Annotated in this window: 22 protein-coding genes and 1 tRNA gene; 11 read left to right on the top strand and 12 right to left on the bottom strand. The window is 59.4% G+C overall.

Annotated elements, in window-relative coordinates:
• Positions 1 to 86 precede the first annotated feature (86 nt).
• The 5 genes from secF to queA form a co-directional block, all read right to left on the bottom strand.
• Positions 87 to 1,001, bottom strand: a complete 915-nt coding sequence (gene secF / locus QMX97_RS17400) for a protein translocase subunit SecF (protein WP_065908613.1) — start codon at positions 999 to 1,001, stop codon at positions 87 to 89.
• A 9-nt stretch (positions 1,002 to 1,010) separates the two neighbouring features.
• Entirely contained in the window at positions 1,011 to 2,879 is a 1,869-nt protein-coding gene (secD, locus tag QMX97_RS17395; RefSeq protein ID WP_106802682.1) for a protein translocase subunit SecD, read from the bottom strand.
• Positions 2,880 to 2,941: 62 nt separating this feature from the next.
• Positions 2,942 to 3,280: a preprotein translocase subunit YajC gene (gene yajC / locus QMX97_RS17390; protein WP_003175975.1), complete on the bottom strand. Its 339-nt coding sequence runs from the start codon at positions 3,278 to 3,280 to the stop codon at positions 2,942 to 2,944.
• Between the two features lie 43 nt (positions 3,281 to 3,323).
• On the bottom strand, positions 3,324 to 4,439 hold the full coding sequence (tgt, locus tag QMX97_RS17385; RefSeq protein WP_003175976.1) for a tRNA guanosine(34) transglycosylase Tgt: 1,116 nt from the start codon (positions 4,437 to 4,439) through the stop codon (positions 3,324 to 3,326).
• A 5-nt stretch (positions 4,440 to 4,444) separates the two neighbouring features.
• Positions 4,445 to 5,494, bottom strand: a complete 1,050-nt coding sequence (queA, locus tag QMX97_RS17380; RefSeq protein WP_282397323.1) for a tRNA preQ1(34) S-adenosylmethionine ribosyltransferase-isomerase QueA — start codon at positions 5,492 to 5,494, stop codon at positions 4,445 to 4,447.
• 108 nt (positions 5,495 to 5,602) lie between these two features.
• On the opposite strand from queA, the gene QMX97_RS17375 reads away from it, so the two are divergent.
• A tRNA-Leu gene (locus tag QMX97_RS17375) sits at positions 5,603 to 5,687 on the top strand.
• A 150-nt stretch (positions 5,688 to 5,837) separates the two neighbouring features.
• Here QMX97_RS17375 and QMX97_RS17370 read toward each other — a convergent pair.
• The 3 genes from QMX97_RS17370 to QMX97_RS17360 all read right to left on the bottom strand — a co-directional run bounded on the left by QMX97_RS17370 (position 5,838) and on the right by QMX97_RS17360 (position 9,890).
• Positions 5,838 to 8,300, bottom strand: a complete 2,463-nt coding sequence (locus QMX97_RS17370; protein ID WP_282397322.1) for a TonB-dependent siderophore receptor — start codon at positions 8,298 to 8,300, stop codon at positions 5,838 to 5,840.
• Between the two features lie 97 nt (positions 8,301 to 8,397).
• The gene (locus QMX97_RS17365; protein WP_282397321.1) at positions 8,398 to 9,378 is read right to left on the bottom strand and encodes a FecR family protein; all 981 of its coding nucleotides are present in this window, start codon (positions 9,376 to 9,378) and stop codon (positions 8,398 to 8,400) included.
• On the bottom strand, positions 9,375 to 9,890 hold the full coding sequence (locus tag QMX97_RS17360) for a sigma-70 family RNA polymerase sigma factor (protein ID WP_226939934.1): 516 nt from the start codon (positions 9,888 to 9,890) through the stop codon (positions 9,375 to 9,377). The genes QMX97_RS17365 and QMX97_RS17360 overlap by 4 nt, the downstream gene beginning before the upstream one ends.
• A gap of 233 nt (positions 9,891 to 10,123) precedes the next feature.
• On the opposite strand from QMX97_RS17360, the gene QMX97_RS17355 reads away from it, so the two are divergent.
• Entirely contained in the window at positions 10,124 to 10,453 is a 330-nt protein-coding gene (locus tag QMX97_RS17355) for a hypothetical protein (RefSeq protein ID WP_106802679.1), read from the top strand.
• Positions 10,454 to 10,459: 6 nt separating this feature from the next.
• Here QMX97_RS17355 and QMX97_RS17350 read toward each other — a convergent pair whose 3' ends face one another.
• Positions 10,460 to 11,095, bottom strand: a complete 636-nt coding sequence (locus QMX97_RS17350) for a LysE family translocator (protein WP_106802678.1) — start codon at positions 11,093 to 11,095, stop codon at positions 10,460 to 10,462.
• Between the two features lie 157 nt (positions 11,096 to 11,252).
• On the opposite strand from QMX97_RS17350, the gene QMX97_RS17345 reads away from it, so the two are divergent.
• The 5 genes from QMX97_RS17345 (at position 11,253) to QMX97_RS17325 (ending at position 14,444) form a co-directional block, all read left to right on the top strand.
• On the top strand, positions 11,253 to 11,624 hold the full coding sequence (locus QMX97_RS17345) for a PH domain-containing protein (protein ID WP_065908583.1): 372 nt from the start codon (positions 11,253 to 11,255) through the stop codon (positions 11,622 to 11,624).
• 344 nt (positions 11,625 to 11,968) lie between these two features.
• A complete protein-coding gene (locus QMX97_RS17340; RefSeq protein ID WP_282397320.1) occupies positions 11,969 to 13,123 on the top strand; it encodes an S-type pyocin domain-containing protein in 1,155 nt (384 codons plus the stop codon).
• Positions 13,124 to 13,130: 7 nt separating this feature from the next.
• Positions 13,131 to 13,388 (top strand): colicin E3-like toxin immunity protein, encoded by a 258-nt coding sequence (locus QMX97_RS17335; protein ID WP_282397319.1) that lies wholly within the window; start codon positions 13,131 to 13,133, stop codon positions 13,386 to 13,388.
• A 24-nt stretch (positions 13,389 to 13,412) separates the two neighbouring features.
• Positions 13,413 to 14,036, top strand: a complete 624-nt coding sequence (locus tag QMX97_RS17330) for a DUF3916 domain-containing protein (RefSeq protein WP_282397318.1) — start codon at positions 13,413 to 13,415, stop codon at positions 14,034 to 14,036.
• 99 nt (positions 14,037 to 14,135) lie between these two features.
• Positions 14,136 to 14,444 carry a colicin E3-like toxin immunity protein gene (locus QMX97_RS17325; protein ID WP_282397317.1) on the top strand — a complete coding sequence of 103 codons (309 nt, stop codon included), beginning with the start codon at positions 14,136 to 14,138 and terminating at the stop codon, positions 14,442 to 14,444.
• Here the strand turns inward: QMX97_RS17325 and QMX97_RS17320 are convergent.
• From QMX97_RS17320 to QMX97_RS17310, 3 genes are all read right to left on the bottom strand, one after another.
• Positions 14,441 to 15,013, bottom strand: a complete 573-nt coding sequence (locus tag QMX97_RS17320; protein ID WP_282397316.1) for a hypothetical protein — start codon at positions 15,011 to 15,013, stop codon at positions 14,441 to 14,443. The genes QMX97_RS17325 and QMX97_RS17320 overlap by 4 nt on opposite strands.
• 293 nt (positions 15,014 to 15,306) lie before the next feature.
• On the bottom strand, positions 15,307 to 16,659 hold the full coding sequence (locus QMX97_RS17315; RefSeq protein ID WP_282397315.1) for a sensor histidine kinase: 1,353 nt from the start codon (positions 16,657 to 16,659) through the stop codon (positions 15,307 to 15,309).
• Positions 16,656 to 17,318, bottom strand: a complete 663-nt coding sequence (locus QMX97_RS17310; protein WP_282397314.1) for a response regulator — start codon at positions 17,316 to 17,318, stop codon at positions 16,656 to 16,658. The genes QMX97_RS17315 and QMX97_RS17310 overlap by 4 nt, the downstream gene beginning before the upstream one ends.
• Positions 17,319 to 17,465: 147 nt before the next feature.
• Between QMX97_RS17310 and QMX97_RS17305 the strand changes: the two genes are divergently transcribed.
• The 4 genes from QMX97_RS17305 to QMX97_RS17290 are packed head-to-tail and all read left to right on the top strand — an operon-like array spanning position 17,466 to position 20,179.
• Positions 17,466 to 17,732, top strand: a complete 267-nt coding sequence (locus tag QMX97_RS17305; RefSeq protein WP_065908564.1) for a PepSY domain-containing protein — start codon at positions 17,466 to 17,468, stop codon at positions 17,730 to 17,732.
• Complete coding sequence (locus QMX97_RS17300; protein WP_282397313.1) at positions 17,732 to 18,277, top strand: cytochrome b/b6 domain-containing protein; 546 nt, start codon at positions 17,732 to 17,734, stop codon at positions 18,275 to 18,277. Before QMX97_RS17305 ends, QMX97_RS17300 begins: the two co-directional genes overlap by 1 nt.
• 22 nt (positions 18,278 to 18,299) lie before the next feature.
• The gene (locus tag QMX97_RS17295) at positions 18,300 to 19,568 is read left to right on the top strand and encodes a sialidase family protein (protein ID WP_282397312.1); all 1,269 of its coding nucleotides are present in this window, start codon (positions 18,300 to 18,302) and stop codon (positions 19,566 to 19,568) included.
• A complete protein-coding gene (locus QMX97_RS17290; RefSeq protein WP_282397311.1) occupies positions 19,568 to 20,179 on the top strand; it encodes a hypothetical protein in 612 nt (203 codons plus the stop codon). The genes QMX97_RS17295 and QMX97_RS17290 overlap by 1 nt, the downstream gene beginning before the upstream one ends.
• Positions 20,180 to 20,225: the final 46 nt, after the last annotated feature.

The raw sequence follows: 20,225 nt of genomic DNA, 5'->3' as shown, positions 1-20,225 counted from the left end.
CGCGCTATACCCAGCCTTGGAGCAAAAAAAAAGGCACGAGTTCAATACTCGTGCCTTCTTTGTAACAGCAGATCAACAAGCGCCCATCAAGGGCGGTCGTCGACCTCCTTGCCAGTCGCAGCAGGAGGGATCAGGTCTTCGCTGTTGAGGTTCAGCCAGATCAGCACCACGTTGGCGATGTAGATCGACGAGTAGGTACCCGCCAGAACGCCGATGAACAGCGCCAGGGAGAAGCCCCACAGGTTGTCGCCGCCGAAGATCATCAGTGCCGCGATCGCCAGCAGGGTGGAAATCGACGTCGCCATGGTCCGCAACAGGGTCTGGGTGGTAGAAACGTTGATGTTCTCGATCAACGACGCCTTGCGCAGTACCCGGAAGTTCTCACGAACCCGGTCGAATACCACGATGGTGTCGTTGAGGGAGTAGCCAATGATCGCCAGTACCGCCGCGAGCACGGTCAGATCGAAGGTGATCTGGAAGTACGCCAGGATGCCCACGGTCACGATCACGTCGTGGATCAGCGACACAATCGCGCCGACACCGAATTTCCACTGAAAGCGGAACGCCAGGTAGATCATGATGCCGACCAGCGCCATCAGCATGCCGAGGCCGCCCTGGTCGCGCAGCTCTTCACCGACCTGCGGGCCGACGAACTCGACGCGCTTGACCGACGCCGGGTTGTCACCGCCGACCTTCTGCAAGGCTTCGGCGACCTGGTGACCCAGTTGCGGGTCTTCGCCCGGCATACGCACCAGCAGATCGGTGGTGGCACCGAAGCTCTGCACGATGGCTTCGTGATAGCCGGCCTTGACCAGCTCGTTGCGCACCAGGGTGACGTCGGCCGGCTTCTCGTAGGTCAGCTCGATGAGCGTACCGCCGGTGAAGTCCAGACCGTAGTTCAGGCCCTTATGGAACCAGCTGAACAACGCCAGAACGGTAAGGAGCACGGTGACGCCGAACGCAACGTTGCGAACGCCCATGAAGTTGATTGTACGTAACATGGCAGCCCCTTAAATCCACAACTTCTTGAAGTCACGCCCGCCAAAGATCAGGTTGACCATTGCGCGGGTCACCATGATGGCCGTGAACATCGAGGTAAAGATACCGAGGGACATGGTCACCGCAAAACCTTTGACCGGGCCGGTGCCCATGGCAAAGAGAATCCCGCCGACCAGCAAGGTGGTCAGGTTGGAGTCGAGAATCGCGGTAAATGCCCGGCCGAAGCCTTCGTTGATTGCACGCTGCACAGTCATGCCGGCGGCGATCTCTTCACGAATCCGCGAGAAGATCAGCACGTTGGCGTCTACCGCCATACCCATGGTGAGTACGATACCGGCGATACCTGGCAGGGTCAGTGTAGCGCCCAGCAGCGACATCAGGGCCAGCAGCATCACCATGTTGCCCGCCAGGGCCACGGTGGCGATGATGCCGAAGAAACGGTAGATGGCGATGATGAACAGCGACACGAACAGCATGCCCCACAAGGCCGCGTCGATACCCTTGGTGATGTTGTCGGCACCCAGGCTCGGGCCGATGGTACGTTCTTCAGCGAAGTACATCGGTGCAGCCAGGCCACCGGCACGCAGCAACAGGGCCAGCTCCGAGGACTCACCCTGGCCGTTCAGGCCAGTGATACGGAATTGAGCACCCAGCGGCGACTGGATGGTCGCCAGGCTGATGATCTTCTTCTCTTCCTTGAAGGTCTGTACCGGCACGTCTTTCTCGACGCCGTTGACGATCTGCTTGGTGTAGGTGGTCACCGGGCGTTGCTCGATGAAGATAACCGCCATGCTGCGACCGACGTTGCTGCGCGTGGCGCGGCTCATCAGTTCGCCGCCGTGGCCATCCAGGCGGATGTTCACTTCAGGGGTACCGTGCTCGCCGAAACCGGCCTTGGCGTCAGTCACCTGGTCACCGGTGATGATCAAGCCACGCTCGATCAGCGCTGGAGGACGGTTGCCTTCGCGGAACTCGAACTCTTCGGCAGTCGCGCGGGTAGCACCCGGCTCAGCCGCCAGACGGAATTCCAGGTTGGCAGTCTTGCCCAGGATACGCTTGGCTTCAGCAGTGTCCTGCACGCCCGGCAGCTCAACCACGATGCGGTTGGCACCCTGGCGCTGAACGATCGGCTCGGCCACACCCAGCTCGTTGACGCGGTTACGTACCGTGGTCAAGTTCTGCTTGATGGAGTATTCGCGGATTTCCGCCAGCTTGGCTGGGGTCATCGCCAGACGCAGTACAGCCTGGCCATTGAGGTCAGCCGGCACGATGTCGAAATCGTTGAAATTCTTGCGGATCAGCGCACGGGCCTGTTCGCGCGAAGCTTCGTCAGAGAAGCCCAGCTGGATGGCACCGTTGAGCTGCGGCAGGCTGCGATAACGCAACTTCTCTTTGCGCAGCAGGCTCTTCACGTCGCCTTCGTAGACTTTCAGGCGAGCGTCGAGGGCTTTGTCCATGTCGACTTCCAGCAGGAAGTGCACACCACCGGACAAGTCCAGGCCCAGCTTCATCGGGTGCGCGCCGATCTTGCGCAACCAGGTCGGCGTGGTCTGTGCCAGGTTCAGCGCGACGACGTAGTCATCACCCATGACCTTGCGCACAACGTCTTTGGCCGGCAATTGGTCTTCTGCCTTGGTCAGGCGCAGCAAGCCGCCCTTCGCATCAGCCGCCAACGTTGCCGCTTTAACCTGGATGCCAGCGTCGGTCAGTGCCTTGCTCGCGCGTTCCAGGTCAGCCTGATTGACTTGCAGCGAAGTGCTGGCGCCAGTGATCTGGATCGCCGGGTCATCAGGATAGAGATTGGGAGCGGAATAAATAAAACCGATCGCCAGCACCGCCAGGATCAGTACGTATTTCCACAGAGGGTATTTGTTCAGCATCACGCCGCCCGCTTATAACGCGGGGCGCCTTGCGCGCCCCGTCGATTGGTAAAGGTTGTTACTCAGATCGCTTTGAGCGTGCCTTTAGGCAGCGTGGCGGCGATGGCGCCCTTCTGGAACTTCATTTCTACGGTGTCGGAGACTTCCAGAACCACGAAAGCGTCGGAAACCTTGGTGATCTTGCCAGCGATGCCGCCGGTGGTCACAACTTCATCACCTTTCTGCAGGCTGCCGAGCAGGTTCTTCTGCTCTTTGGCGCGCTTGGCCTGTGGACGCCAAATCATCAGGTAGAAGATGACCAGGAAGCCGACCAGGAAAATCCACTCGAAACCACCGCCCATAGGACCGGCAGCGGCAGGCGCAGCGGCATCAGCCATGGCGTTAGAGATAAAAAAGCTCATTTAGCACTCCAGTTGCAAATAGTGAATCTTAGGGTCGGAAAACTCAGTCCAAGGGCGGCACAGGGAGCCCGCGCTTGGCATAGAAGGCATCGACGAAGGCGGCCAATGTACCCTGTTGAATAGCCTCGCGCAAACCAGCCATCAGGACTTGGTAGTGACGCAAATTGTGGATGGTATTCAACATGCTACCCAGCATTTCCCCACACTTGTCCAGATGGTGCAGATAAGCACGGGAGAAGTTCTGGCAGGTGTAGCAATCACAGGTGGGATCCAGCGGCGAATCATCATGGCGATGGAACGCGTTACGGATCTTCAGCACGCCTGTATCGATGAACAGATGCCCATTGCGGGCATTACGGGTTGGCATCACGCAATCGAACATGTCCACACCGCGGCGCACACCCTCTACGAGATCCTCGGGTTTGCCAACGCCCATAAGGTAACGAGGTTTGTCAGCCGGCATCAGGCCCGGCAGGTAATCCAGCACCTTGATCATTTCGTGCTTGGGCTCGCCCACCGACAAACCGCCGATGGCCAGGCCGTCAAAGCCAATCTTGTCCAAGCCTTCGAGCGAGCGTTTGCGCAGGCTTTCGTGCATGCCACCCTGGACGATACCGAACAGTGCGGCAGTGTTGTCGCCATGCGCATTCTTCGAGCGCTGGGCCCAACGCAGGGACAGCTCCATGGAAATCCGCGCGACGTCTTCATCGGCCGGGTACGGCGTGCACTCGTCGAAAATCATCACGATGTCGGAGCCCAGGTCACGCTGCACCTGCATCGACTCTTCCGGGCCCATGAACACCTTGGAACCGTCCACCGGCGAGGCGAAGGTCACGCCCTCCTCCTTGATCTTGCGCATGGCGCCCAGGCTGAACACCTGGAAACCACCCGAGTCGGTCAGGATCGGGCCTTGCCACTTCATGAAGTCATGCAGGTCGCCGTGCTTCTTGATCACTTCCGTGCCTGGGCGCAGCCACAGGTGGAAGGTGTTGCCGAGGATGATTTCCGCGCCGGTGGCGACGATGTCACGCGGCAGCATGCCCTTGACGGTGCCGTAGGTGCCCACGGGCATGAACGCCGGGGTCTCGACGGTGCCGCGCGGGAAAGTCAGGCGACCCCGACGGGCTTTGCCGTCGGTGGCGAGCAGTTCAAACGACATACGACTCATAGTTGTTCCTCTGGGCCGCGCGGCGCCGGATTACGGGTGATAAACATCGCATCACCGTAGCTGAAAAAACGGTATCCGTTATCGATGGCGGCTTGATAAGCGGCCATGGTCTCGGGATAACCGGCAAATGCCGACACCAGCATCAACAGCGTGGATTCCGGCAAATGGAAGTTGGTGACCAGGCAATCGACCACATGGAACGGCCGGCCCGGGTAAATGAAGATATCGGTGTCGCCGCTGAACGGCTTGAGCACGCCATCACGCGCTGCACTCTCCAGGGAACGCACGCTGGTGGTGCCCACCGCAATCACCCGCCCGCCGCGTGCCTTGCACGCGTCAACCGCGTCCACGACTTCCTGGCTGACTTCCAGCCATTCGCTATGCATATGGTGATCTTCGATCTTATCCACACGCACCGGCTGAAACGTGCCGGCCCCCACGTGCAGGGTCACATAGGCGGTCTCGACGCCCTTGGCGGCGATCGCATCCAGCAGCGGCTGGTCGAAATGCAGCCCGGCAGTCGGTGCAGCCACGGCGCCGAGGCGCTGGGAATACACCGTCTGATAGCGCTCGCGGTCCGAGTCTTCGTCGGGGCGGTCTATATAAGGAGGCAACGGCATATGGCCGACGCGTTCCAGCATCGGCAACACCTCTTCGGCGAACTTGAGCTCGAACAGCGCATCATGACGCGCGACCATCTCGGCTTCGCCACCACCATCGATGAGGATGCTCGAGCCCGGTTTCGGCGACTTGCTGGAGCGCACATGGGCCAGCACGCGATGGCTATCCAGCACCCGCTCCACCAGAATTTCCAGCTTGCCGCCGGACGCTTTCTGGCCAAACAGCCGTGCCGGAATCACCCGGGTATTGTTGAACACCATCAGATCGCCAGGGCGCAAATGCTCAAGCAAATCAGTGAATTGACGGTGTGCGAGGGCACCGCTCACCCCGTCCAGGGTCAGCAGTCGACTGGCGCGACGCTCGGCCAAAGGATGGCGAGCGATCAGCGAATCAGGGAGCTCAAAAGTAAAGTCAGCAACGCGCATGATGGGGTTCGTCTAGCAGGGCCGGGAAGTCTAGCGGAAATAGTCAAAATTGACCATGAAACGTGATTGACCAACGGTAATCACCTCTCTATACTTCGCCGCCATTGAGCCCTGATGGCGGAATTGGTAGACGCGGCGGATTCAAAATCCGTTTTCGAAAGGAGTGGGAGTTCGAGTCTCCCTCGGGGCACCATCTTAAAAAAAGACCTTGAAATTCAAGGTCTTTTTTTTCGTCTGTAGAAAAGTGGCCAGCCCGCGAAATGACCGGTCGCCGCCGTCGCTACCTTGAAATGCAGTCTCCTGTGGGAGCTGGCTACGGGCGATCACGCCAGCCCCCCTCCAATCAGAAAGTGTACTTGGCAGTGACCGTAAAGTTACGCGGATCACCATACACATCGTACGGACTCCACGTAGAGTTACTGGCAATCCCCTGGTAGTACTTTTTATCGAACACGTTGTTGATGTTCAGTTGGGTGTCGAGGTGTTTACTGACCTGGTAGCCAGCCATCAGCCCCACCAACGCATAGGCCTCCTGTTCGATATGGTAGTTGCCGAAAACGTTACGGCCTTTATTGAAGGTACTGCTCTGGCTGTAGACGTTTGCACCGACACGCAGCTTGTTCAGATCACCCTGCAGGTGGTAGGTGGTGCTGGCCTTGAACATGTGGCGAGGCACGTCAGTGTCGAACAGGGTGCCTTCCTTGGAACTGTCCGCATCCTTTTTGTACTTCGCCTGAGCGAAGGTGTAACCGGCGCCGACCTGCCAGTTTGGCGTCAGTGCACCGTTGATCTCCAGCTCGATACCCTGGCTGCGAACTTTGCCAGCGGCTTCGTAACAGCCATAGGCGCCGACAGGAATAACCCGGCAGGTGCTGGCGTCCGCCACTTCCGCCGCGCGGTTCAGTTGGTCGATCTGGAACAGCGAGGCACTGGCGTTCAGTGCGCCACCGAAGTATTCGCCCTTGATACCCACTTCGTAGTTTTCGCCGGTGATGGGCTTGATCCCGGCGCCGTCGCTGTTCTTTTCGCTCTGGGGCTGGAAGATGTCGGTGTAGCTGGCGTAGAAGGAGTGGTTGTCGTCCAGGTCGTAGATGAAGCCGGCATAACGGGTGACGTGGCGCGTTTCCTTGGTTTTGCCCGAAGTGTAGTACTGGTCGTTGGTCTCGTTATAGATCGAGGTCGAGTCGTACCAGTCCAGGCGCGCGCCGAGAATGACTTTCAGCGGGTCGGCGAGATTCCAGCGCGTGGTGACGTATAGGCCCTCTTGATCGACCTTGTCGTTGATGGAATAGATATCGGGAACGAACGGCCGGGGCGTATTCGGGTTGAAATGGTTGATGTCGATATTATTGATGAAGGTCGTGCCACCCACGGCCTCGGTCTTGAGTTGGCGCTTGCTGGCGCCGACTACCAGCTCATGCTGACGCCCCATCAGGGCGAAGGGGCCGCTGGCAAAGAAATCATAGGTGGACTGGTCGTAGTCACGCCCTTGGTTGAACACTCTTTGCCGGTAGGTCGTGTCGTTGTTACGTTCCAGGACCGCACCCACCAACTTGAAGTCAGACCAGTTTTTCGACGCCCCTGCATGCAGGCGCCAGTCGTTGTCGAAACGCTGGTCGAGCTCGACAAACAGCGTTTTGTTATCGATGTCCTGGTGCGACCAGCTGTAGCCGAACGATTTGGAACGGGAGAAGCCCATGTGGCTGCCGTTCGGGTTCACCGGTAAGCCGCCCCAATTGATGTTGTTATTGTCGTTCTGATCGGATGCACCCACGGTGAGGGTGGTGCTGTCGGTCAGGTCAAACTCGGTGACGCCGTAGAACACGCCGCGCTCACGCCCTGCGTAATCCTGATAGCTGTCCTTGTCGTGGTAGGCACCCACAAAACGGCCTCGCACGCTGCCGCTGTCAGTAACCGGGCCGGACACATCCAACTCACTGCGATAGTTGTCCCAACTGCCGGCACTGCCGGTGATACTGGCCTGGAACTCTTTGGTGGGACGCTTGCGCACCATGTTGATGGCTGCCGACGGGTTGCCGGCGCCTTGCATCATGCCGGTGGCGCCACGGACTACTTCGACACGGTCGTAAGGCGCCAGATCGGCGGTGGCGACCCAGTCGGCGTTGTAAGTGGTCGGCAGGCCATCGAACATAATATTGGTGATAGGAAAGCCGCGGGCGAAAAACTCGCTGTTGGCCGGGCGCGCAGCCGACATTCGTAGCCCCGGGGTGGCCTGGACGACATCATCGAGACTGCGCATGGCCTGGTCATCCATGCGCTGGCGCGTAATCACCGTCACGGATTGCGGGGTCTCGCGCAGGGACAACGGCAATTTGGTTGCGGTCTGCATGACCCCAGTGGTGTAGGAACCACTGTTCTCAGTGGCTGCCCCGAGGCTCAGGCCGCTGATGGTGGTAGCGCCCAATTCGAGTGCATCACTGTCGCGGGTGCGCGCGACCAGCAAATAGTTGCCACTGGCAGTCCGAATAGCCGCCAGGCCACTGTCGACGAGCAGGCGGTTGAGGCCTTCGTGTACGCCATAATCACCACGCAGCGCCGGCGCGCGTTTGCCTTGCACCAACGCCGGATCAAAGGGAAGGCTGATACCGGCAACCTGTGCAAAGCGATTGAGCGAGTCGTCCAGCGGCCCGCCCGCCAAATCGTAATGACGGCTGTCGACGTTTTCTGCCTGCACCGCAAAACTGGCCAGGGGCAGGCTGGTCACACCGGCCAGCAAAACACTACGCAGGGTAAGCGCAAGCGCACTGCGCTGGAGCGGCTGAGGGAAATTAAAGGCAGAGGACATGGACGCTGAGCTCCTTTCGAATGACTGAATGTATTTCCTGTCTGTCGAAGGGCTCGGAGAAACCCGTAAACGTTTTTGAGATTTTTTCTCATCGCGTTTAACGGGCAACGATGCGGGTCCAGAGCGGGGTAAAACGTTCAACACGTACGGGCAACGAATCGCTCAATGCACTCAGGGCCCGGTCAATGTCATCAAGCTGGAATACGCCGGATACTTCCAGTTGCGCAATATCCGGATCACAGCGCAGCCAGCCGTGACGATAACGCGCCAGTTCGGCGGCAAGGTCGCGCAGCAGCATGCGTTTGGCCACCAACTGGCCACGTGTCCACGCACTGGCGTTAATGCTGCTTACGTCGACACGGTGACTGCCGTTGGCATCGATCACATATTCCTCGGCGGCAGCGATCAAGACCGGCTCACCTTGGCCATGAATAGCCACCACACCGTCTTCTACACGCACTCGCGTGCCCTGATGGTCGTCACGCACGGCGAAAGCGGTTCCGATGGCCTGCAAACGTGCGTGCGGGGTGCTGACCCAGAAGCTGCGGCGCCCGTCCGGCGCGGCGTTGTCCTTGCCGGTATCGATGAAAATTTCGCCACGGCGTAGTCCGATCAGTCGGTGCTGGGCAGTGAATTGAACGTCCACCACACTGGCGGTGTTCAATTGCAGGCGGGTGCCATCATTGAGCATGAACTGGCGTCGCTCGCCGACCCCGGTGGCATAGTCCGCTCCCCAGGGTACCCACGTGCTTTCACGCAGCGACCAGCCGGCCACACCACTGACCACAAGCCCCATCCCCAGCAACTTGATCGCGTGGCGCCGGCTGTGGCGACCACTGTTCAGGCTTTGTAGGGTATCCAGCGCTACTGTGCCGGGTAAAGCGGCCAAGCCCTGGAAAGCCGCGTCGCTTTTGCGCAATGCTTGCCAGGCGGCTTCATGCATCACATCGGCTTGACGCCAGCGTTGGCAGGCCTCCAGCAACTCGGGATTCGAGCCACCGGACTCGATCCTGACCAGCCAGCCGATGGCCTGGTCGAGCACAGCGTCTGGGAGTTCGGGAAGAGAGTGAAGGCTCATCGTTGGGCCAGGTAGCAGTGGCGGATGGCGCTGGCCATGTACTTCTCTACCGAGCTGAGACTGACGGCCAGGCGCTCAGCGATTTCCTTGTAGCTGAGGCCCTCGAGGCGCGACATCAGGAAGGCCATGCGCACCTTGGGGAGGAGGCCATTGAGTAATGCATCTACGCGAGACAGTGTTTCCAACAGAATCAACTGCGACTCGGGCGATGGCACCTCGGCTTCCGGCAGGTGCGCAATGGCCTGCAGGTAGGCTCGCTCGATCCGCTGCCTGCGAACCCGATCCACCAGTACGCCACGCGCCACGGTACTCAACCAGGCACGCGGCTGGCGCAGTTCCTGCAATTGTTCCGGCTTGCCGAGGATCTGCACAAAGATATCGTGGGCCAGGTCGGCAGCGTGGTCGCCATGGCGCATTCGCTTGCGCAACCAACCCAGCAGCCACGCGTGATGATTGACATACAAGGTGCGAACATCGACGTGAGGCACTGGGGGAGTGGATGACGACGACACGGAAAGCCTCGGCCTGATAGATAGATGCATTTGAGAACTGATCTCATCCTAGTATCGGCGAGTTGCAGCCATCAAGTAAAGAATGCGTTTATCCCTGTCTTTCCGAGACTGCGCCGATATCAATGCCGCCGGCCCTATCCAGCCTGGTAGCTGACTCCTGCACCCAGGTCTTTTTTTTCGACCAAAGAACAGTGATCATCGCCCTCCCCCCAAAAAACAGAGGCACCGAAACCATGGAATTGACGCTGGAAGCGGTTGCGCTCTTTGCACTGAAACTGGTGCACGAGACGGACGGCGGCAGCCCGGTTTTGCGGGATGACCTGGTGATGGATGGGTATGAGCGCGAAGTGTTTGGGCTGCTGGTGCGCCAGGGAAACCTGGCGGCTATTCAATCCAAGATAGCGGACTGTGTTGACCAGGCACTTGAGGCATTGGGCGGCGCCAATACGGTGATGGGTCGCGAACTGCAACGGTTGGCGGCTGATGTGCAAAGCGTGGGTCAGCTTGATGAACTGCCGGCACCGCTGAATGCCCTCAAGGATTACCTTAAAGACATCCAGTAAGCCAACCTAGCGCCGCCCCTCCACCGCCATCCGCACCGCCAGCCCCATCAGCACCGAGCCCATCAGCCAGCGCTGCACCACCTGCCAACCCGGCCGGGTGACGAAAAACACCGCGATGGAGCCCGCCATCGTGGCAATCACCGCGTTGACGCTCACGCTGATGAAGATCTGCGTAAAGCCCAACACCAAGGATTGCGCCAACACACTGCCATGGCCGTTCGGATCGATGAACTGCGGCAGCAGCGACAGATACATCACCGCCACCTTGGGGTTCAGCAGGTTGGTCACCAGGCCCATGGTGAACAGCTTGCGCGGGCTGTCCTGGGGCAGGCTCTGCACTTGGAACGGCGAACGACCACCCGGTTTGATCGCCTGCCAGGCCAGGTAAACCAGGTAAAGCGCACCGCCGAAGCGCAGGGCGTCGTAGGCAAATGGCACTGCCATCACCAAGGCCGTTATCCCCAATGCCGCGCACAGCATGTACACCACAAACCCCAGCGCCACGCCGCCCAGCGAGATAAACCCCGCCGTTCGTCCCTGGCAGATCGACCGAGAAATCAGGTAAATCATGTTCGGGCCGGGCGTCAGCACCATGCCGAGTGAAATCAGCGCATAGGCCAGCCAGCTGGACAGTTCAGGCATTCTTCGGCTCCTGGGGTATTGTTCTGTCGACGTGAAACATTTGGCCAACGTTGCAGGGTTGGACGCCATGGTAGGGCGTTCAAAATGCGCGCGTTAGATACAGATCCGCGAGCAAAACGTCATACACCCACGGCACTACTTATCTAAGGACCGGCCCATGATCGACTTCAACAACAAAGGTTTCTTCAAGCTCAAGCAAAACAACGAATACGCCGAACGCGTCTCGGCCCTGCTGCTCGACGGTGAAGAAGTGATCGACGCCTACAAGGCCATGCGCGACGGCGTGGTGTTCACCACCAAGCGGATTATTGCGGTCAACGTGCAGGGGATTACCGGCAGCAAGAAGGACTTCACGTCGCTGCCGTATAAAAACATCGTCGCGTATTCGGTGGAGACATCCGGGACGTTTGACCTGGATTCGGAGTTGGAGATTTACTTTTCGTCGCTGGGGAAAGTGAGGTTTGAGTTCACAGGGAAGACGTCGATCGTGGAAATCTCGCGGTTGATTTCCAAGCATCTGCTGGGCTGATCCGCGGACAAAAAAAGACCTTGGCGTCCCAAGGTTCTTCATTGCTTACGCCAAGGAAGGCAGCTACGCAGTGGTGGGCCTGCTGGCGCGCTATGACATCGACAAGCACCTGAGTGCATCGGTCACTGAATAACGTGTTCGACCGCCAGTATTACAGCGGGTATGGGCGGTACAATACCTACTTCAGCGGTGACCCATGCCATCTGATGGTGGGCTCAAGTATCAGTGCTGAGGGCCGCTGGTAAGCCGCTGAACTTTCCCACGCAACTCATCGAACAAAGCGCGTATCAGGCGCTGATTCGCCTCCGTAGGCTCACTTCCTCGCACAAGGAAGTGAGCCGCTCATGTCAGAACGCTTTTATCCCCCTACCGAAGCAGAGCAACTCAAACAGCGCATCCTGATTCCGCAGCCATTGCGTGTGCCGTATTCGCCGACGGTTGATTTTTTCGAGCCAACCCCTGCCCCGGTACCCACGTTAGCCAAACCTTGCGGCTGCGTTTTCATCAAGCCCTGCCAACTGCCTGACGGCATCACCCATTACTTCAACCCTGCGGGGTATGTCCCGTTGGAGTTGGTCAAGGAGTATGGCCATCTAAGCCTGCTGGGTGGGCGTGAGGTGGACAGCCGGGGCGCAGTTGCCTTGCGCAAGATCAGCGGCAGCACATTGCCCGCTGGCCTCGGGCAGTTGGCGTTGCGTTCGGCGGTTTTGGAGTCGGCAGCCACTGCCGTCGGGTCCGTCGCCGGAGGTTTATTGACGGGGTTGGTGGCGCTGGCCTGGCCGTCGGAGCTCGGTGATAGCGCGCTCTACAGCGAGGAGCAGCTGCGTTCGATGCAGCGGGCGCGGTCGCAGATGCGGTTGCATATTGAGCAACGCGAGGACGGTACGCTCAAGGGGTATGGGTTTTACACGGGTAACCATGCCGATTGGCAGATGATTGATGTCGTGCAGTTTCAAACCCGTGGCGATCAGTTTGTGGCGGATTTGGACGAAGGCGTGGAGCTGATCTGGACGCCCGCCGTTGATCCAAGTGACACGCTGGGCATTCCAGCCTTGGAGGCCGCGCCGCAAGCGCCGGCAATCTGGATTTATCCGCCGACGCAGAAGGCCGCACAGATTCTGGTGAACCCGATTTATCCGCCGGAGTATCGGGATTTTATTCTGGTGTTCCCGGTGGAGTCGGGGGTTCGGCCGCTGTATGTGGTTGTCAGTGTCAAGGCTGGGGATCACAAGTACCACAAGGCGCCTAATACCGAACAAATTATTGGCTTTGCAGGCCTGATCAAAGCAAAACCCATGACTCCCAGACAGGGAGGCGCCGGGTTAAGAGAGCGTTGGATTGAGGAAAAAGGCCGGAGAATCTATGAGTGGGACTCTCAACATGGGGAGTTGGAAGTTTATCTAGCAAGTGATGGGAGCCATCTAGGGGCGTTCAGCCACGTAACCGGCGAGCAGCTAAAAGAACCGAAGAAAAAACGAAATATCAGAAAATACCTGTGAGGGCTACATGGGACTAAAAGTGAGATTGGAGTGGTTCGACAGAACCACAGAGCAGTTACGTGGCGCGGAGCACTCGGCGGATATGGGAGACGACTATTCCGCGATTTCCGAGCTTGGATTGTCGACAGCCGAAGATGTCAATAACGGGATGTTTGAGTTGCGCAGGGAGTGGCTACCACTGATACAGGCACGTTTTTCTCATGAAATTGCTCTTTCAGAAAGCGACTACTTCATCGCGTTTGATTACGAAGATGCAAACGAATAACACAGACTTCGAGAATTCAGCTGAATGCGCAGACTGTCACTCACAAACAAAAAACTCCGCAACATCCCCAGGCACCTCAGAGCTCTGACCCGCTGGGCAGACAGTTTCGAAGGCTGTTTTTACGAAGAGTTACCGCTGCGACCCGACTACATCAACCTAAAAATCCCAGTTATTGAAAACCTTGTTGAAGGCAATCAAACCACACCGGAAATTCTGGCGCATTGCGCTCAACAGATGATCAAGGTTGCAGGTCACCTGGTTGAAGCACGATCAGACGGTGACCCTGAGTGCTGGATTGTCGCCTGCATCATGGTCCCGGACATGTTCTCAAGCCGAGTCTGTGTCTACACCGAAAAAGCTCGCCATCTCGGCCACACCCAGCCCTTTGACTACGAGTACTTTCGCCAAACCCGCATCATCGGCCAAAGCCTTGCCCGCGAATGGGAGTTGGTGGTTCCGCCAGGCCTCCACGAAGTTGGCTTTCACTTCATCCACGAGGACGAAGAAGGAACCGTCTTCGAGTCAGAGCATTGGTACTTCGGCGAAGTCAGCACGACCGATGAAGCCCCTGGCACAGAGCGTTGGAAGTATCAAACCTTCAAGTCCTTCCGAGCACAGCATCCACATTTATTTGGTCCGTCCACTTAACTCGCCTTCATCTCACTACCAGTCCCCCATACACACCAGATATCCCGGTTGCGTCTTCACCAAAAGTGCCGCAATCGCCGATAGAGAGAGGCTTCCAAAATGCTGATGAAAATCAGACTGCGATGGTACGAAAAACACAGCAATGATTTGAAGGCGGATGAGTATTCAGCGGATATCGCAGATCCAGACAGTGTTTTTGAAACCTTGGGTTTAGGCGAAGAAACCGCGATATACGCCGACGTATTCAACGTTCAACCTAACTGGATAACGATTATTCAGCCGTACTTCCAGCACATGATCGAACCCGACCGCCTCGACTACCAAATTTCCTTCCGATGGCAAGGCACCTGGCCACCCTTTACCACGCAAACGGTGGGCAAAACCCACCGTTTAATCAACTTCGCTTAGCCCTCTTTCGCCTCACTCCCTTCCCCTCCAATCAACACCCGATTCGCCGGATCCGTAATATCAAACACCTGCTGGGCACACGCCGCACTATTGAGCCTGAACTGGAACTCAACCAGATACACCTTGGCCTTTTCCGGGCTGAACGTGCTCATCACCGGGCCGCAGCTGTAGTAAGCACCGTTGCCCTGGCTTCTCGCTGAACTGGAGACGGTGAGTTTCTTGCCTGGATCCGCTTGGAGTTCCAGCTGCGGAAAACGCTTGAACACGGCGCTGGCGACGGTCTGGTTGAGCTTGGCGATCCAGTTGAAGACTTTGCCTTCGCCGGTGTCCATGACGGTGCCGAGGGTTTCCAGGCGCTGGTCGGGGTCGCCTTCGCGGCGCACGGCGAATTCGACAGGGTTGGTGCCACCGCTGGCCTTCATGATGACCTTGGCATGATCCGCATCCACGGCCACGGTTTTCTGGCGCAGTTGGATACCGTCCTTGAGCAGGCTGGGCGATGAGTCGCGTTGGTTGGATTGGCAGGCGCCCAAGGCCAGGGCGAGGGAGAGCAGCGCGATTCGCTTCACGGGAGGATGTCCTTATCAAGGTGAGAGTGAGTGATGACTGGACCCGAGTTTAAACGGATTGTTCCGCACTGAAACGGCGAGCCGTCACACTTCGGGAAGGCGGCGATGCAAATGCGCAGGTCTGGCAGGCATACCGAGGTGATCCTTTCGCAGCCTCGCTGAAGCTCGACAACTCCCACAGGGGATTGGCGGTGTCACCCTTATTTCAATCCCCTGTGTGATCGCAATATCCGACGCGATGAAGCTCACCTGTGGGAGTTGTCGAGCCTTAGCGAGGCTGCGAAAGCGGTGCATCAGCGCACGCTGAACACCAGCCGCGCACATAACCCGCCTTGCTCCAGGTTATGCAATGCCAGGCGGCAGCCGATCTTGCCGACGATCATCTCGACAATCGCCAGTCCCAGCCCCGCGCCGTTGGCATTGCCGCGGCTGTAAAAGCGTTCGAACAGGCGCGCCAACTCCGCCTCGTCGATACCTGGCCCCTCATCCTCCACGCTCAGGCAATCGGTGCCAATCACCACTTTTACTTCGCTGCCCGCAGGGGAAAAGTTCAGCGCGTTGGTCACCAGGTTTTGCAGGGCGATGGCCAGTGCCACCGGCTCGGTTTCGACCCAGCACTCTTCATTGCCTTCGAGCACCAGTTCCACGCCGCGCTCCATGGCCAGCGGGGTCAGTTCGGCGAGTTCTTCGCGCACCAGTTCGGTGAGTTGCACGGGGATGCGCTTGGGGTTGTTCAGTTGCGGTTCGATGCGCGCCATGGTCAGCAGCTGGCTGCCAATACGGGTGGCGCGGTCGACGCCATTGACCAGGAAATCCAGGGCCTCGCGCTGTTGCTCCGGAGTCGCGGCGCTTTGCGCGTTCTGGGCGTGGATACGCAGGATCGCCAAGGGTGTACGCAGTTCATGGGCGGCATCGGCGATGAAGCGGCGCTCGCGCTCGAGCAGGTCGTCCACTTGGACCAGCAGTCGGTTGAGTGCGGTTTGCATGGGCTCAAGGTCAGTCGGCAGGGGCTTGAGGTGCAGCGGTTGCAAGGTGTCGGTATTGCGTCCGCGAATCGACAAGACCATCGCGCGCAGCGGTTTGAGGCCCCAGCCGATCACCAGCCAGATCAACAACGTCAGCAGCGGCACGCCGATCAATGTGGGCCACAGCGTGTGGCGCACGATGCGCTGGATCAGGTCCTGGCGAATGTCGTCGCGCTCGCCCACCCAGATCAGTAAGCCCTGTTGCGGATCGGCGAGCAGGAAAGCGCACCAGTCGTTGCCGTTGTCGAGGATGTCGTGGGAGCCGAATGTGGTCGGCGGCGCTGCAAGGATCGGCGCTTCGGCGGAGCGCACCAGCAACTGGCCGTCAGTGCGCCATACCTGGAAGGTCAACCGGGTTTCATAAGGATGGGCGACGCCCTCCACGCCGACCCGGCTCATGGCCTGGTCAAACGCCTCGTACAACCGGTCCCAGTCCGCTTCGCCGGGATCGCGCTGGCGCAGGACACCTTGCAGCAGGCGCGCACTCTGGGCGAGCTGGGCGTCATAGACCTCTTCGATTTCGTGGTGGCTGTCGCGCAATACCAGCCAACTGATCAGGGCGTCACCCGCCAATATCAGCAGCAAGACGGGGATGAGGATGCGCGCGCGAACCGAGCTCATGGTTTGAGCACCAGCACATAGCCGACACCGCGCACAGTGCGGATCAGGTCGGTGGAGAGCTTTTTACGCAGGTTGTGAATCAGCACTTCCAGGGTGTTGCTCTCGACGCGGTCCTGCCAGCCATACAACGCGCGGGACAGCCGCTCGCGCGTCACCACCTTGCCGGGGCGCACCATCAGTTGGTGCAGCAGTTGGTACTCCATCGGCGTGACGATGATGTCTTCGTCCAGGTAGCGCACTTGCTGGGTGGCCGGGTCGAGGTGGATGCCAGCATGCTCCAGCATCGGTTGCGCACGCCCCTGGCTGCGGCGCAACAGGGCACGCACGCGGGCCTTGAGTTCTTCTACGTCGAAGGGTTTGACCAGGTAGTCGTCGGCGCCGGCGTCCAGCCCGGCGATGCGTTCGGCGGTGCCGTCGCGGGCGGTGAGTATCAGCACCGGCACGTCATGCTGCTCGGCGCGCAGTTGCTGCAACAGGTCGAGGCCGTCGAGGCGCGGCAGGCCGAGGTCGAGCAGCAGCAAATCGAAGTTCTCCGTGCGCAGCGCATGCAGGGCCGCGACGCCATCCTGCAGCCAATCGAGGGTATAGCCCTCGGCGCCCAACGCCACCCGAATACCCTGGCCGAGGGCACGATCATCTTCGACAAGGAGCAGGCGCATAGCGGAATCTCTGTAGGAATCGGCGGCATCATGCCGGGTTATGACACGGGGCATTTCGGCAAAGATGTTACGGCTCGTTGCCAACTAAGGTTGCGCTAAGGTTGGTTTTGCACTGTGAAACCTCCCACTTCTGCTGAGAGCTTTTCCATGCGCAAAATTCTCCTGCTGTCCCTGATTATCGCCAGCCCCCTGGCCATCGCCGGCCCGCAGTGCACCACCGCCGAGCGCTCGCAATGGCAAGACGAGAAAGCCTTCCAGGACAAGCTCAAGGCCGAAGGCTACACAATCAGCAAGTTCAAGGTCACCGACGGCAACTGCTACGAGATCTACGGTTTCGACAAAGACAAGCGCAAAGTCGAGATCTACCACGACCCGGTCACCGGCAAAGCAGTGAAGACTGAGATCAAAGGCTGATGCCAGGCGAATCCCTGCGCCTGTGGGACCCGTTGGTGAGGCTGTTTCATGTGTCGATCGCCGGGGTCTTTGTCGCCAATTACTTCTTCAATGAAGCGGGCGATGACTGGCATGTCTGGCTGGGCTACTACGCCATGGCCTGGCTGCTGGTACGGCTGGTGTGGGGATTTGTCGGACCGCGCAGTGCGCGTTGGGCGGACTTTTGGCCCACGCCGAAACGACTGGGTGCCCACGCGCGCTCGCTGCTCAACCGCCGCCCGCTGCACCGGTTGGGTCATTCGCCCATTGGTGCGCTGGTGATGCTGTTGATGTTGCTGGCCTTGCTGACCCTCGGCGTCAGCGGCTTCCTGATGCAGGAAGTCGATGCGCTATGGGGTGCCGATTGGCCCCAGCAAATCCACGAGACGGCCGCCAATGTGCTTCTTGGCCTGGTCTGCGTGCATGTGCTGGCCGCGCTGTTTGAAAGTATCCAGGTGCGGGACAACCTGCCGTTATCGATGCTCAGCGGTCGCAGGAAGCGCCTGCCGGATGAGCGTGCGCAGTAATCCTTTTGCCGACAGGTTCCCTATGCGCTCCGCCTTATTGATTTGCAGCCTGCTGGCCGTATTCTTCGCGGCCTGGCAAAGCCATCCGCCCCATGTGCTGGCACCGTTTGCCGAGGCCAGCCCGAACCCCGCGAAAGTGGCGGCGCCGGCGCAATACACCAGCCGCTTCGTGTCCACCCAACTCACTGACTTTGTGCATTCCTCGTCCGTCACCGCCCTGCCCGGCGGCGATTTGATGGCAGTGTGGTTTGCCGGCTCCCGCGAAGGCGCGGCCGATGTGCAGGTGCGCACCGCGCGCTTTGATGCGCGCAGCGGCGAATGGGGCGCCGAGCAGGTGCTGGCCACGCGGGAAAGCACGCGCGACGGCACCCAGCGCTATATCCGCAAGCTGGGCAACCCGGTCATCGCCCTCGGGCCGGATAAACGCCTGTGGATGTTTTACGTATCGGTGTCAGTCGGTGGCTGGGCCGCCAGTGCGATCAATCTGATGGTCTCGGAGGACCTCGGCGCCAGTTGGTCGGCGCCAAGGCAGTTGGTGACATCACCGTTCTTCAATATCAGCACCCTGGTGCGCGCCGCCCCGGTGTTCCATGCCGACGGCTCGATCGGTCTGCCGGTGTACCACGAGTTCATGGGCAAGTTTGCCGAGTACCTGTACTTGAGTGCCGATGGCGCAGTGATCGACAAATTTCGCATCAGTCGCGGCAAGCACTCGCTGCAACCGACCATCGTGCCGCTGGACGGCAAGCGCGCCGTGGCGATGTTGCGCTACGCCGGCGACACCCATCACCGGGTCCTGGCCAGCCGCACCGAAGACGCCGGCCAGACCTGGAGCGAGCCGTACCCGCTGGAGCCGGCCAATCCCAACTCGTCGCTGGCTGCGGTGGGCACGGTGGACGATGGGTTGCTGGTGGCCCTGAACGACCTGGAGGATGGCCGTTTCAAACTCAGCCTCTACGGCACCGACGCCCAGCTCAGCCACTGGCGCACCGTGGTGCAACTGGATGAGTCGCCAGACCCGCTCGGCCAACCGTTCTCCCCCGAAGCCTATAAGGCGATCATCGGCGAAGGCTTCCGCGCCTCCAGCGGCGCCCGGCGCCTGCCGCTGGAGCAGCGTTTTCTCAGCAACCTCGACTACCGCGTGTGCAAACCCCAAGGCTGCGATTTCGAATACGAATACCCGTACTTCAGCCGCAGCCCGGACGGCATGTACCACCTGGTGTACTCGTGGAATAACACCTTTATCAAACATGTCAGCTTCAACGAAGCCTGGCTGGCGGAGCGTCTCTGATGGTTTCGATGTGGCAGGCGCATTTGAGTTTTGTACTGCTGGGCTTTGTGTTGCTGTGCGCGCTGCGCTTCACCGCACCCTGGCGTCCGTGGCTGCTGCCGGTGCTGGTGGCGGTGAGTTTTATCCCTATCAACGAGCTGCCATTGGCGGCGTACGTGCGCAGTTTTACCGATGACCTGGCGATCAGCACCCTGGTGTTGTTGGCGTGGGTGGGCTTGAGTCGCGTGGGCGTGGTACAGCCGCTGAACCGGCAGCACCACGTGCAAATGTTGCTGCTGTTTGGCTTGCTGAGCCTGGTGCTATACCCGGCCACGCTGGGCCTGACGTATTTCGATCCCTACCGATGGGGCTTCAATCCGCGGCCGATGATTGTGCTGGTGGGCGCGGCCGCGCTGTTGATGCTGTGGCTGCGCAATGCGCTGGCGGTGTGGATGCTGGCGGTGGGCACCCTGGCGTTCGCGCTGCGGCTCAAGGCTTCGGAAAACTACTGGGATTATCTGGTGGATCCGCTCTTGGCGGTCTACTGCGTCGTGGCTGGATTAATGCAACTCAACCTGTGGGAGCGGGCGTGCTCGCGAATGCGCAGTGTCAGGCAGCATCTCTGGCACTGAACCACCGCGTTCGCGAGCATGCCCACTCCCACATTTGATCTGTGGT

The organism is Pseudomonas sp. PS01298, from assembly GCF_029959745.1.
In the GTDB taxonomy this organism is placed as follows: domain Bacteria; phylum Pseudomonadota; class Gammaproteobacteria; order Pseudomonadales; family Pseudomonadaceae; genus Aquipseudomonas; species Aquipseudomonas aylmerensis.
This window is presented reverse-complemented; position numbering and strand designations above follow the sequence as displayed.